This is a genomic window from Streptomyces sp. NPDC001732 (assembly GCF_053596315.1).
This window is the reverse complement of sequence record NZ_JBSFFY010000102.1, coordinates 1-13,669: the sequence shown is the minus strand read 5'-3', so window position 1 is coordinate 13,669 and position 13,669 is coordinate 1. Positions and strand designations below refer to the sequence as shown.

Genomic DNA, 13,669 nt, shown 5'->3' with positions numbered 1-13,669 from the left:
CCCGAGAAAAACGACCAACACCACCGAGGTGTGTGTTTTTTTTAGGGCGGGGGTGTGGGGGGGGGGCTGGGGTTGTGCGGAGCAGAAACGACGCGCCTCCACCGATCACCCCTCCGTGCAGCTCGCCGATCTGGTCGCCGGCGCCACCGCAGCCGTCGCCGCCCGCCATGCCGGTGTCGACTCTTCTGCGGCCGATGACCTGTGCTCCAGCGTGATCCCGCTCATCAACGACGAATCGCTCCTGCCCTACGACAGTGCCTCCGCCCTTGCCGCACCCGGCGCAGCACCTCATTGACCCTCGACGTGCCCCCCAGGCACCGCTGCCCTGAACTCGGCGCCTGGGTTCTGGACATGCGCCGAGCAGACCGACAGCCCGGGGCAGCTCAAGGCTGCCCCGCTGCGACACGCGTCAGACCTCCGGGATGCCGGCCGGGCAGGCCGCAGCCCTGCATGCGGGCCGAGCCTGCTGGATGTTCTGCTGAGCAAAGGGCAGAAATTGCCGTCGAGGATGACGTCGAGGCGGCGGGCCCAAGCGCTCCTCGGCCTGTGTCCGACGACGGCGCTGGTATTCCGTTGCCGAGGCGTTTGAGCTTGCGGCGTACGCGCTCTCTTCTCGACGGCGGCTGTCCAACCTTCACCAGTGCCTGCTTCCAGGTCAGCCCAGCCGTCGCGTAACAGTCGGCGACCTTGCGCTCGGCCGGGAACAATCCGGCCAGGACCCTGTCCACATCCTCTCGGCCTGACGCTCCCGGCAGCGGGTCGCCGATCAGTTCGGCGTAGCGCCGGTCCAGAGAGCGGACGGCACCGTCCGGAATGCCCTTCGAGCGGGCAGGTGTGGGCCGGTGTCGTTGACTATGGCTCAGTACCGTGGGCGGCCGGGGCGGTTGCCTCGGATTCTCCGCAGCTGCGCCGATGGTAGGGGTGGTTTGTATCGATCTGCCTTGCCATCCGGTTCGGGGTGGGTTCGGTTTGTCGGCCATCCCAGCCCGTTCCCTGGTTGATCAGCACAATGCCCGTTCTTCCGATGTTGTTGGCGTCGGTGTTCTCGCTGGCGGCGATCACGGTGAGGCGTACGGCGGTGTGGGCGTATCCGTTCTTTCCTTGCCTCTTGGTGGCTTCCGGGGCGAATCGCGAGTATTCCGAGCCGAACCGGCCTGGGGGGCCTGCCGCCCAGGGTCGGGGCACGGTAGCGAGGAGGAAGTCGGGAAGGTAGCTCGCTCCGTCATCCGAAACGAGCTGGAACGCGCTTTCGGTGGTCTTCGTCTTGCTCCACTGGCCGTCCTTGCCCCAGACGTAGGCTCCGATCGGCCGCCCGATGCGTTCGAGGTCGTTGATAGTGCGAACGACGGCGAGTGGTCGCTGGCTTCGGGGTAGGCCATGGCCGGGCAGCCATGATCCTGGTCGGGGCAGGTCTGCGGGGGGCTGCTGTCCGATGTTCTCGTCCCGGAGGCCGGACCAGATGTACTCCGTGGTGTCGCCGTTGACGTAGATGACGGCGGGGCCTGGCAGGGGAAGCTGCGTGCGCGCGGCGATCAACGCGGCTTCGGTGATCTGCGCGGCAGCGGACGCCTGGTGGCTCTCGTCCCCGATGGTGGGAAAGTCGGATACATCGAATCCAAGGTTCGCAGAGTGGACGGCGAGCCGGGTTTGCCGGTAGGGCTCCCATGTCGTGGTGATGGGCGAGTAGGCCCATGCGGTCCACGGCTGGCTTGGCCCCGCGATGGGCCTGATGGCCGTAAGGACGATGGTCAATGGGGCGGGTCTGTTGTTTCGCTGGCCGTACTGCTGCGGCTGGGCATGTCGACGTACGTGGATGCCGATATGCCACCAGGGGTTGACGGGGAGTTTCCCGAAGGCCGTGCCGAGGCGGTGGTCGATGACTCCGAGCCCGCGGAGCATGTCGCGGAGGGCGTATTCGGTGGAGCTGGACAGCCCCTTCTCCCGTGCTTCGGTCGCCTTTTCGATGTAGTACGGCTTGCACGGTTCGCCGTTCTTCTTGACCGTGGGAACAGGGGGTGGGGCTTGTTTGATGTATTGGGAGCTGATGCCGAGGCGGGCCAGTGCCGCTTTCGAGGGCCACTTGCCGTCTTCAGCTTCTGCCTTCGCCTTCTCCTCGGGCGTGGGGTACCTGCGGTTGGGGTCCCATTCTGTTTCACAGATGGTGGTGATGACCCGCTCTTCCTCTTGGAAGGGTTCCAGGAGTTCGGCGAGCTGCTGTTGCCGGCGCTCTGATGTGGCGGGTCCGTGCGCGAGGGCGCCTGCTTTGTCTTCGAGGAAGAGTACGTCCACGCGGCCGGGGATGACGTCGGTCTGTACGTCTCCGTCGGAGGCGACGAGGTCGCCGAGGTCCCATTGACGTGCGATCTCGCGCTGGACCCGCGAACGCACTTCGTCGGAGTGCCAGAGCACGACCACAAGTAGGCGGTCGATGCCGGCGGCGTCCAAGGCAGAGGGCAAGCTCTGGGGAAGGATCGGGCCGCTGGTGCGGACGCCGGTATTGGTTGTGGGCACCGACAGGCCGGGCACCTCGATGTACAGGGGGGTTTTGCCCCGGTAGGGCTCGCAGTGCTTGTCGATGTGTGCCTCGATCCGGCGGAACATCTCCATCCCGTGACCGCGGCCCAGGCCGGGAGTGATGATGCTCTCGGGAGCCACGGCCCGCAGGGTTCCCAGTTCCGAGCTGGCCGCGATGGCACCCTCTTCAAGGGTCTCCGGGAATGGCGGCACCCGGCGCGTCAGGCGCGGCAGCCCCGCCAGGCGCCGGCTGGCGCTTACTGCGGGCACGTTGAGGCGACGCTTCCAGGCGGGACCGTCTGTGCGAGCAGTGACAACGAGGGGTTGATCGGGGTTGGTAAGCAGAACCGTGGAAACTCCGTACCAGCGGTTGGCCAGGAGGGTCGTGACGGCGTTCACGGTGACGGCGTAGCGCTTGGAGTGTCCCGAGGCAGCGGTGCCGATCTTGATGCGGGGCAGGAGGCGGCGCACTCGCCCTTCCGAATCCGGGGCACTGGGCAGTTCGTGTCCGATGGCGGCGAGAGTACCGTCGGTACAGAGCACGAAGCGTGCCGGTTTCTTGCCGCCGAGTTGCCAGTCGATGGCGGCGAGGTCCTCGGCGAGGCGCCAGCGCGCCAGTTCCCCCGGCCACCAGTTCAAGGTGCGCCGTCCGGCTACTGGGCGCGGCAGGTCGGGATATGGGAGGGCTGGAGCGGCTGCGATCTGGTCGGCCAGTCGTTGGACGGCTTCGTGTCCCGGCCCGTCGGGGAGGATTGCCTCGCCCCAGTAGCGAAACACGTCCTGGCGGTCTTCGCTGGGCATCTCTGCGCCGGTGAGCAGCTGCGTCTTTCCGTCGTTGACGTCCCAGCGGGCCCAGGTTCCCAGCACGGCGCGCAGAATGGCTTCCAGGCTGCGGTATGGCGGCTGAACGTCCTGCTTCGTGTCACCGACGCGTTCTTTGTAAGCACGGCATAGGTCGAACCAGAGGCCGGGGGTGGCTGGGCCGGGGCGGTAGGTGAAGACGGTGCCCAGGTTGGTCGGGTGAACGTGGTACTGCAGCAGGGCGGCGCGCTTGCGATGCTCGTCGCCGGGAGGACACAAGGTCATGCGGCCATTCCGAAGTGGTCGGGGTACCCCTTGCGCAGCCCGGTGAGCAGGTGAGGGGCGTGGGCGTATTCGAGGAACTCCTCGGCGGTGTAGCCGTAGGTGCGTCCGGTGCAGGTGAGTTCTTGCGGGGTATAGCTCTCGTAGAGTTCGCGTACGAGGGTGGGCAGGTCGGTGCCCCAGGTGGTGTCGTGGAAGGCGCCGTCGATGAAGTGCAGTTCAACGTGTGTCTGTCCGCGGCGGCCGCGCCCGGCGAGCTGGATGCATTGGCCCAGGACCGTCGCGATCAGTTCGCAGCGCAGGTCTTCTGGGAGGGCGGTGAATCGCTTGGGGGCGCCGAGGATGGTTCGCAGGCGTGTGCGGGCGGTTTTGCGAATGGCGGCCAGGCGGGCGGCGGGGGTGCTGTTGCGGGGTGTGGAACGCCAGGCGCAGGCTGCGATGCTCGCGGACAGGGCTTCTGGTTCGTCGACTGGCATGACCGGGCGGATGGCGAGGGCGATCAGGGTGATTGCGGATTCGCGTTTGCCGGAGGGGGATGTGGTGAGGATGTTGAGGCCTCGTTCGGTGCGCGGCAGGGGGGAGATGAGGATGTCGCCGCCGCGGTCTGCGAGCTGGGAAAACTGGTCGCGGGTGACCAGGGTGATGGCTTCGGGCACGGGTGGCAGGTCGGGGTTGTCCTCGTCAGGGGTGGCCACGAAGATCTTCAGCTTGTGGCCGAGCGCGAGGGCGGCCTCGTACAGGGCGGTGGCAAAGAGGCGCGCCTGGATGTAGGAGTTCACGGCGATCAGGGCGCGCGCCCGGTGGGCTGTGGCAGCGTCGGTGGCCAGGCGCTGAAGGTCCTTCACGAGGGTGGGGGCATAGCCGCGGGCGAGGGCTGAGACGTGCTGGGCGCGCTCGTGGTAGGGCGTACTGCCCACGGCCAGTGCCAGGTTGTCGACGACGGGTGTGCTACGGAAGATGCTCAGCCCGCCCCGCTGGGCGTCGGGCATCGCCCATTGCGGTTCTGCCAGCAGGTGGGTGCGGGCGGCCCGAGGCAGGTATCCGGTGGCCGACATGCCCAGCACAGCTCTGCGGTGGCCTGCCAGCGCGAGGGACACGATGTCGCCGAGGTAGGCGGTCTCGGTATGCGGGTCGCCGCGCAGGACCTCCATGAGCAGGCGAGGCTTTGCGGTCGTGTCGTCGAGCCCTTCAAAGCGGAAGCCGCTGATCTGCTGTCCGAGCGGTCCGAAAGGGACGACGTTGCCGGTGTCTCGGTGGCCGACGGTGTCAGCGAGGGTGGCGGCGCCCTCGATGGCGTGGCCAGCGAGTTGTCCCGCGCGGTCGGCGAGATCGAACACGTTGTGGTTCAGCACGCTCAGCCATGCTTTCATCATCACCGCGTGGAACACGCCTCCGGCAAGGGCCGGGGTGGGAATGTCCTGCTGCGCGTCTTTGCGGCGCTCTCCATCGGTCTCGACTGCTGATGTTGGTTCGCTGATCTCCTGCCGTCGGCGGTTACGGTCCTCCACTAGCTGTTCGACGGCCTTTTCCACGACTGTGCGCAGCTCTTCTTTGACCGTGTCGAGTTCCCACTGGCCGCTCTCGTCCAGGCTCAGCATCCGTTCCAGAAGGTCGGGAATCCGTCGCATCCTCCGTGTCAGGACGCTGGGATCTACGCGGTCTTCGGGACGGGCGGCGGCCGGAGGCAGGATGGCTTGCAGCTGGTCCATTTGTTCTGCGCTGGCACTCGCGTCGGCGTCAACCCCGATCAGGTTCTCCAACAGTTCTCTGTCCCAGCGGTGAGGCTGATACCAGAGCCGTCGGTCTCGCAGGATCTGCCGCATGCGGCGTGGGTCCTGGCCGGCTGCGAGCGCACGGGCCTGGCCAGTCTCGGTGCAGATCTCGCCGGTACTGACCAGGTCGAGTAGTTGCTCGGCAAGCCATACTGCCCGGGTGAGCGGTCCGCGTGACTCCACGCGCAGGTATGCGGGAGCGCGGTGCAGGTTGTCGCGCACCTGCCGCAGGGGTGTGTTCGGGTCGCTGATCGATGCCAGCTCCAGGCTCTGCGAGGAGTCGAAGGCTCTGGACTGGTAGGCGTCGACCTCGTCGATGATCACCAGGTGTGCGCGACGCAGCAGCAGTTCCCGCACGCTCATCTGCCGGCGCAGTTCACCGTCGACCAGCACGGGGATCTTGACCATGCCTCGTTGGAAACAGGCATGCGTGGTCACGATGATCTGGGCGGAGCACGCGGCACGGATGTGCGAGAACTTGTCGCACCGGTTCACGTACGGGCATAGAGCCGGTCCACCCCGCCTGTCGGGGTCTGTATGGCGCAAGCTTGAGCACGGCTCCTGCCCGTCGCTGAACCTGTCGCGCCCTTCCAGCTGGGCTGTGACCGCGCAGCCGTAGCCGGTCTCGGACAGCCTCTCCCTGAGCTCGTCCGGCGTCTGTGACAGGGGCGTTTGCTCGTCGACGGCCTTGTGGGCGGTCCGCAGCGTGAACTCGTGTCGGCTTGTAGGCGAGATCAGCGGTGTCGCCGACACGTTGAGCTTCAGCGCCTTCAGCTCTCGGCGCAGCGTTGCCACCTCGGCGAAGACGTCGGTGTTGTCGCTGACCAGCAGGGCGACGGTGTGGCCGTCGCGGGCCATCTGTTTGGCCTGGGCGCGGGCGAAGACGTTCTTGCCCACCCCGGTCGGGGCACTCAGATGACGCATCCGTCCGGGGTCCATCAGGACTGCTGACTGCGGCAGTTCCTTCCCCGACCCCATTGTGCCGCTCAGCAGGAGGCCGACTTGGTGCTCGCGAAAGGCGGGGGGCGGCATCGCCTCGTCGGCCGCGCGGGTGAGCCACCCCAGTACGTTCGGGTCGATGGGGATGGGCCCCGTGGCGTCAACGGTGGTAATCATGGGCGGGTTGTAGGCCACGTCGGCTGCGTCGAAGGCGAGCTGGACCGGTCCTCGGGGGCTCGCGGCCACCCAGCCGCCTCCGGCTGCGATTTCGATTCGGGTCTCCCGTTCATCGGGCACCAGTAGTCGGTCCGCTGAATCCAAGGGGTGCTGGCCGTGCCGCGGGTAGACCGCCGTCATCCGCCAGCCCTCACGGGCGCCGGGTGCGTAGCGGTGTACGACGGGGTCTTCCCACTGCTGGTCGAATCCTTTGCGTACCCTCCGCTGCAGAGAGGACAGATCTGCCTCACTGCGCGACCGCTGGGCGACGAGTCGGCCGATGCGCTGCTGTTCGTCGTACAGCAGGCGGTCCCACTCCGGCCATGCCTGCGCGGCCTGGCCCGACAGCAGGACGTGGGCATCCTCGATCCGGACCACGGCCTGGCCATCGGCATCCTTCGCCGGGAAATAGAACTCGGCCAGGGCCAGCGCCGCGGCCAGTACCCGGCTCACGCCGAGCTCACCTCACGGATCAGGGACACATCGGTCATCACCCGGGCGCCGTACCGGCCCAGCACGCGGGCAAGGACCCCGGTGTATCCGCCCAAGTGTTCGGGGATGACCACGATCAGCCCTGAGCACCCCTCGGGGTCCGCCCGCATCCGCTCCGCGATCCCTTGCGGATCCGCCCACGTCTTCACGTCGACATGCCAGTGGATGCCGTTCTTCTTGATATGCAGGTCGTAGCTGTCGCCGTACGGCCACAGGCGAACATGCGCGCCGACTGCCTCGGCTAGCTCCTTCAGCTCCATTTCCAGCAGGCCCGGCATGACGATCCACTGCCACGGCCCGTACGACAACGCAACGTGCCCCTCTACCGGCCATAGCTCCGGGACTTCACGGACCTCGCCCCCGGCCGGATCGAGCCGCCACTGCCCGCTGTCCGACGACATCACGAACCGGGCGCCCCGTTCCGCGTGGCGAGGGTCCTCGCACATCAGGTTCGCGCCGTCACGCCCGCGGGGGACAGCACGCATGGTCCACTTGCAGAAGGGGCAAGCAGCCCACCACCCGGCGAATTGCCGCATCGGCGAGATAACGGTGTAGACGCCGAGGTCCACCAGATGCCTGTGCTGGGCAAGAGCACGACGCAACATAACGGGCGTGGTCACCAGGACGCCGCGGCCTTCCGTATACGCCTCGAAGCCGGCCTGCTGAAGAGCCTGGAACACCGCGTGCTGCACCGCCTCGGCCGAAATCCGCGATAGCCGGGCGCCCGGAGGCAGCTTTCCGAGTGCCCGCAGCACGCTGCGCACATGTCTCAGGTCCGCCCCCGTCCCGGGCACTTTCTGGGCCTGCTCCGAAGCCTCCATCGCCAACCGGGTCAGGACCGGTGCCGCAGTACCGTCGTCCTCCAACAAACGCGTATCCCAAATCTTCGACGACGACCCTGGCCCTGGAAGCAGCTCACCGACCGGATTGTTACGCAACCGGTCCAGGAACTCGGGGAAGGACGCCGCCTTCCCGAACACACCGCACGCACGCATGTAGCGGCCGTGGCACTCCATCAGAAGCCTGGCCCGAGCGCGCGCGTTTCCTTCCGGGCTGCACCAGGTCATCGCCGCGATGACGCAAGCGTCCAAGGCATCACGCTGCTCCTGGTCGAGCTCGTCGATCTCGGCAGGGACAACATCGGCAGTTGCAAGCACAGGCGAAGGTCCTCACCCTCAATAAGCCACCCAGCGTGTCAGCCTCGAGTTTCGCGGATATCGCAGGTGTGGTGCGGTCAGGGTGACAGGTCCAGTCCTGCTTGGGCCCAGGCGTGCTGGACGGTCTGGAGCAGGGAGACGGTCATCTGGATCAGGTAGTTACGAGTGAAGCTCCGGTACCCTGTGATTTGCTCCATCCCTGGCAAGTGAGGGACAAGACTGTGCAAAGGGAATCCCAGCACCTCCTTGCTGACGTGCGATCGCGTCAGACGCTTCTTGACGGCATCTCGGCTCGCCTCGGGCCGGCGGCCGCAACCTTCGCTTCGGATCATCTACGGCGCGCTGTGTCCCTTGAGCTATCGGCGTCTCACGTTGGTGGGCGGACGCGATTCGGCGGGAACCCAGACATGGCGACTGATGAAGTCTGGCCACAGTTTCCTGGCGGGCCGGCCAGCTTCGTCGGGCAAGTCGACTTCACCGAGATCCCGTCAGAGGTACGCGCAGAAGCCCTGGTACCGCCAGCCGGGTTGCTGCGCTTTTTCATCCCACAGCAAAAAGACGAATCCATATGGCCGCGCGACGCTGGCTACGTGCGTGCCCTGTTCACAACCAACTGGACCACAGAGCGGCCGCTGCCGGAAGGTGCGGAACCGCCATGGAACTGCGCACATGCGCGAATGCGAACCGCCTGGGACATCCCGTTCGATGGTGAGCAGGCTGATGGCTGGCCATGGCCGGAACCCACTGCGGGGTCTTATGAAAACAGCCTGCAGTACGAGAAACTCCGCTCCACAGCGCACACGGAGGACTACCTCCTGGGGTGGCCCGCCCATCAAAGCCTGGGATATGACCCCACGCCAGAGGGCATGATCCCGCTCCTTACCCTAACCTCTCGAGCCGACACCGATTGGCAATGGGGAGACGCGGCCACCCTCATGGTCTTCATCACCCCTCAGGAACTCACAACTGGCCAGTTCGACAACCTGGGAAACGACATTGGCTGACGGCTCAGAAGGGGAATAGCCCGCGGACATGCGCCGTACGCCGCCTCGTGTCGTAGTACTCGACTCTCGTTGTTCTGACTAACCGTCAGGTAGGTAGCTCGCACGGGTGACTTGTGGCGATCGGCCCGGTCGGGAGGCAGACGCGAAGGAAGCATCGGCGGTGCTTGTGTCGCCTGTTGTGAGGGACCCGCCGATGCTTCCGGATCCGACCGTACCCGCATCTCTGCTCGCTGTGCTGGGCGCTTTGCGCGGCAGTTTCACCTCGCCGACCTTCTCCACGTTCGCCGCGCTGGTCACCGGGCTGATCGCGAATACCGGCCGGGGCACGGTCACCAGGATGCTGTTGGGCGCGGGGTTGACCCGTTGCTGGTCCCATGACCGGGCCCACTCCTTCTTCGCCCGCGCCCGCTGGGAGCCGCAGACGCTGGGCGCGTCGCTGTCCCACCTGGTGGTGCGCTCGCTGGTGCCCGACGGCACCCCGCTGACGGTGGCGGTGGACGACACGCTGTTCAAACGGCGCGGGAAGAAGGTTTTCGGTGCCGCCTGGCAGCACGACGGCTCCGCCGCCGGTCGCGACGGGATCGGCTACGGGACCTGCTTCGTCGTCCTCGGCCTGATCGTGGACCTGCCGTTCCTGCCCCGTCCGGTGTGCCTGCCGGTGGCCGTCCGGCTGCACCGCCCGAAAGGTGAGCAGACCAAGGTCGAACTGGCCGCTTCCATGATCCGGTTCCTGGCGGCCTGCCACTGGGGCCGGCGTATCGATGTGGTCGCGGATGCCGCTTACCACGGCAAGGCGCTGCGTGACCTGCCCGCACAGGTCACCTTCACTACCCGGCTGCCGTCTCACGCGGTGCTCTACCGTCTGGCCCCACCGCCGACCGGACGGCGCGGCAGGCCCCGCCTGAAGGGTGACAGGCTCGGCACTCCGGCCGAGCTGGCCGCCACGCTGGTGTTCACCGCGCAGGCCGTGACCCGCTACGGCCGCACCGAGACCGTGTTCACCGCCGAGACCACCTGCCTGTGGTACGGCTCCTTCCACACCCAGACGGTGAAGGTGCTGCTGCTGCGCGAGGACGCCACCGACACCGGCTACGACCTGGCGTTGATCACCACCGGCCTGACCGCGTCGGCCGGACAGCTGGTGGCCCGGTACGCCGCGCGATGGTCGATCGAGGTGACCTTCGGCGAAGCCCGCGGCATCCTCGGCGTCGGCCAGGCCCACCACCGCACCCGCCGCGCGGTCCAGCGAGGGGTTCCGTTCGGCCTGTACTGCTACACGATCACCGTGGTCTGGTACACGCTGCACGGCCACCACCCCCAGGACGCGGCCGCGCACCGGGCACGAGCCCCGTGGTACCTCACCAAGACGCACCCGGCGTTCTCCGACATGACCGCCAAGCTCCGCCGAACGATCATCGCGGCCCGATTTATGCCCATCGACGCCGGTCAGCCCACCGATACCGAAATCCGCGCCGTGCAGGAAGCATGGGCCGCAGCCAGCGCGCACCTGGCATGACGATCAATCAGATCGACGAAAGTCGAGGGCGTATGCGCTGCGCGAATATTCTCGGTGCCAAGCGCGGCTTCGTGGCTGTCATGGCGAGGGTGAATCGCAGCAAGGCCGGCAAGGACCCGTCGGAGTGGATGCCGTCGGCCGAGTCCGCGAAGTGCACCTGCCTGGCCGGCTGGACCGCCACGAAGCTCCGCTGGAAGCTGTCCGCGAACGGCGAGGAGCGGGCCGGTGCTGGAAAAGCTTGCTGTCGACTGCTCCGGCACCGTCGTGACGTACGAGGCAGCCCCCCTGACCGGCAGTCGGGCACGGCGCCCTCACCGCGTCCGGGCCACGGCCGCCGGGCCGGGTTGCGCCTCGGCTGGCCGGGGGCGTTGGTCAGGTGAGGCTGAAGAAGAGGGCGTCCTGCGTGTACCCGGCGGCTCTGTGCGTCGCGTGCCACCATTCCTCGTGCTCGAAGTCGAGTTTCTCCATGAGCTCCTGGACGTCGCCCCAGAGGTCCGGGTCTATACATGGGGCTACCACAAGATCGGCGAACGCCAGCCCTTCCCCGACTCCCCCCTCTACGCCGTCATGCTCCGCGGCCTTCCCGGCACATAGACCAACCCACCTCCGGTTCCCCCCTGCGGGGGCGTCGTGGCCGACAGCCACAACCACCCAGTCCGGGCAGCACGGAGGAACACCCGACGGCCTGCCCCTGACGGGCCAATACAATGAGGGCCCTCCCGCTTTCTCCGGGAAGGCCCACCCTCACCTCTTCAGCCGGGAGCACACGATGTGCAGGCGGCGCATCACGGCGAGCAGGGTTCAGACTTCGCCGCCGTCTCGGAGGCACCGCCATGTAGCGGGGTCGACGATGCCGTACTCAACAACGGAGCCGCCGCAACGGTCCCACTGGAAGTTCTCGACAGCGGTAGACGTCACCGGGCCGTAACGGCCGTCGAGAGGGTCGCCATAGTAGCCCCACCAGTCGAGCAGGCACTGGACCTCGCGGACGCGGTCGCCCGAATCGCCGGCGCCCAAGTAAACGTTCCACGCCCAGCTGTAACCCGCCGTCAGGCCCGCGTAGTTGGCGGTGGTCCGCCGCCAGACCAGGCACTGCGACTGAACGTCGATATCGGTGGACGGAGCGAGGTGCTGGGATGTGGTTGACGCGGACACCGCACTCGTTGATGCCGGGGATGCGGCTGCCGTTGCTGGCGCAAGGACGCCAGCGGTGAGGAGCACGGTTGCGGCGGTGGCGATCACCGCTCTGACTACGCCCACGCCAGCCTTCCGCTCTCTTGAATCGTCGGGCATGTTGTTCCTCTCATTCTGCTTGGTCGAGCGCAACACCGGTTTGTGTACTTGGAGAGGCAGCTCTTCGTCCCGGCGGCGCTGTTGGTGGTTGGCCGTGAACGACCATGCATGACCCGGCTTGCGGAAACCTGCAACAAACCTTGAATCCGCTGATGCCAGCCAGGCGAACCGATCGTCACAGGGAAGAGACCTGCGGATGTCCTAGCCTCATCCGGTTCGGGCAACGCAGAGCCTGCCGAAACGGGCCGCGCGAGGGCAATGGCAGTGGGCTGTCCCGGACAGCGACGGGTTGTCCGGGCCGGTCAGGAGCCTGTCCGGGACGTGTGTCCGGGCTCTTGCCCGAGCCCGGACAGGGCCCAAAGTGGGATTGCCAGGTGACACATGACCTCGGCGGTCTCCAGGGGCAGGCGGGAAAGTCGCCCTGAATCGCTGACCTGTATCGCGAAGCCCCGCTCAACTCGTCATGCGGGGCGTCGTCGTGGGGCGGAGTGGCGTGAGTGCGGGCGAGGACATCGAGGACGGATACGCCGCCGAGGTTTCCGTTGTCGGCGAGGGACGCGTAGGAGTGGTGGGCGTCGATGTCGTCGAGACCGACGGCGGTGGCTACGTCGTGGATGATGCCGGGGCTGCCGGGGTGAATAACCGCGAAGTCGAGGAGGGCGTCGGCGCCCAGCCAGTTGAGGACGGCGGGTATGACCTGGCCGGAACCGGCCCATGCCGCCCATGCCGCGCCTACGCTGAAACGGACGGCCCGCGCCCCGACCCCTGGAGGCCCCGTGTCACTGCCCATGGAAACCAGCCCAACGCCGCCGTCATACCCGCCGAAGACCCCACCACCTCCGAAAAAGCCCGTCTCGCCGCCCCGCCCGGAAACGGTGAACGCCCCCGCGAACGGGCCGGCCTCCTTGGCGCGGACAGCGAGGCGGGGTGTGGGCATGCGGAACCGGCGCGGCGTGAACTGGACGCTGGAGTCCGCGCCATGGGCGGCGGGGAAGGCCCGGACCGCGGTGGTGGGACAGTTGGGGAAGTGGCGGTACCGGCTAGCCCCGGGCACGGTCACCGCGGTGGAGACGGTGGCGACGCTCCTCGTCGAGGCGGCGGTCGCCGACGGCGGGGCGAGGGTGTCCGTACACCTGTCGGACCAGGACGGTCAGGCGTGCATCCTTGCCCTCTCCCACCAGACCGGCCTCACGCCCGGTTACGCCCCGGGTGGTGATGACGTCTTGCACCAGATCACCGCACAGGCGGGGGTGACGGGGTGCGGTACGGACACCGGGCCGGACGGGCGACGCATCTGGGCTGTCGTCGCACTCTGACCACAGACACACGAAAGTCCCGGACCAGAGCGGTGCCAGGGCTTCGTCGTATCTGGGGCATGGCCCAGATACGACGAAGCCCCGCCTGCACTTCGAGGGTGACCGGCGGTTCCGGGGTCGGGGCACCCTCGGGGCCAGCCGGGGGTGTGCTGGGGCATGTGGTCGGCGGCGGCTGTGCGGATGGTGCCGCGGCGGCCGCCCTGCTGCCCTTGGCCTCAGCGACGAGCTATCCGTCGGCGGCGACTTCCTCGCATGACTTACGAGCGCGGCAGCACCTACTGAGGTTTTCAGGGTGGGGTCGGTGGGTTGATAGCCAGGCCCGTGGCGGTGAGGCAGCCGTCGATCAGGTGGGGCCGGATTTGGATTC

At 67.3% G+C, this 13,669-nt stretch carries 9 protein-coding genes; 5 read left to right on the top strand and 4 right to left on the bottom strand.

Features of this window, described 5'->3' with window-relative positions; translation table 11 throughout:
- On the top strand, window positions 1-295 hold a 295-nt coding region (locus ACWCXX_RS38390), incomplete at its 5' end, for a hypothetical protein (protein WP_451135570.1).
- Window positions 296-852: 557 nt separating this feature from the next.
- Here the strand turns inward: ACWCXX_RS38390 and ACWCXX_RS38385 are convergent.
- The 3 genes from ACWCXX_RS38385 to ACWCXX_RS38375 are packed head-to-tail and all read right to left on the bottom strand — an operon-like array spanning window position 853 to window position 8,173.
- Window positions 853-3,600: an RNaseH domain-containing protein gene (locus ACWCXX_RS38385; protein WP_451135568.1), complete on the bottom strand. Its 2,748-nt coding sequence runs from the start codon at window positions 3,598-3,600 to the stop codon at window positions 853-855.
- A complete protein-coding gene (locus tag ACWCXX_RS38380; RefSeq protein WP_451135566.1) occupies window positions 3,597-6,977 on the bottom strand; it encodes a hypothetical protein in 3,381 nt (1,126 codons plus the stop codon). The genes ACWCXX_RS38385 and ACWCXX_RS38380 overlap by 4 nt, the downstream gene beginning before the upstream one ends.
- Window positions 6,974-8,173: a restriction endonuclease-related protein gene (locus tag ACWCXX_RS38375; RefSeq protein ID WP_451135564.1), complete on the bottom strand. Its 1,200-nt coding sequence runs from the start codon at window positions 8,171-8,173 to the stop codon at window positions 6,974-6,976. Before ACWCXX_RS38375 ends, ACWCXX_RS38380 begins: the two co-directional genes overlap by 4 nt.
- 206 nt (window positions 8,174-8,379) lie before the next feature.
- Between ACWCXX_RS38375 and ACWCXX_RS38370 the strand changes: the two genes are divergently transcribed.
- The 3 genes from ACWCXX_RS38370 to ACWCXX_RS38360 all read left to right on the top strand — a co-directional run bounded on the left by ACWCXX_RS38370 (window position 8,380) and on the right by ACWCXX_RS38360 (window position 11,073).
- Window positions 8,380-9,177 (top strand): DUF1963 domain-containing protein, encoded by a 798-nt coding sequence (locus tag ACWCXX_RS38370; RefSeq protein ID WP_451135562.1) that lies wholly within the window; start codon window positions 8,380-8,382, stop codon window positions 9,175-9,177.
- Window positions 9,178-9,370: 193 nt separating this feature from the next.
- Complete coding sequence (locus ACWCXX_RS38365; RefSeq protein WP_451135560.1) at window positions 9,371-10,693, top strand: IS701 family transposase; 1,323 nt, start codon at window positions 9,371-9,373, stop codon at window positions 10,691-10,693.
- 89 nt (window positions 10,694-10,782) lie between these two features.
- Window positions 10,783-11,073: a hypothetical protein gene (locus tag ACWCXX_RS38360; protein ID WP_451135558.1), complete on the top strand. Its 291-nt coding sequence runs from the start codon at window positions 10,783-10,785 to the stop codon at window positions 11,071-11,073.
- Between the two features lie 421 nt (window positions 11,074-11,494).
- On the opposite strand, the gene ACWCXX_RS38355 is transcribed toward ACWCXX_RS38360, so the two are convergent.
- Window positions 11,495-12,019, bottom strand: coding sequence for a peptidoglycan-binding domain-containing protein (locus ACWCXX_RS38355; RefSeq protein ID WP_451135556.1), 525 nt, complete (start codon window positions 12,017-12,019; stop codon window positions 11,495-11,497).
- Between the two features lie 902 nt (window positions 12,020-12,921).
- On the opposite strand from ACWCXX_RS38355, the gene ACWCXX_RS38350 reads away from it, so the two are divergent.
- Window positions 12,922-13,302: a hypothetical protein gene (locus tag ACWCXX_RS38350; RefSeq protein ID WP_451135554.1), complete on the top strand. Its 381-nt coding sequence runs from the start codon at window positions 12,922-12,924 to the stop codon at window positions 13,300-13,302.
- The last annotated feature ends 367 nt before the right edge of the window (window positions 13,303-13,669 follow it).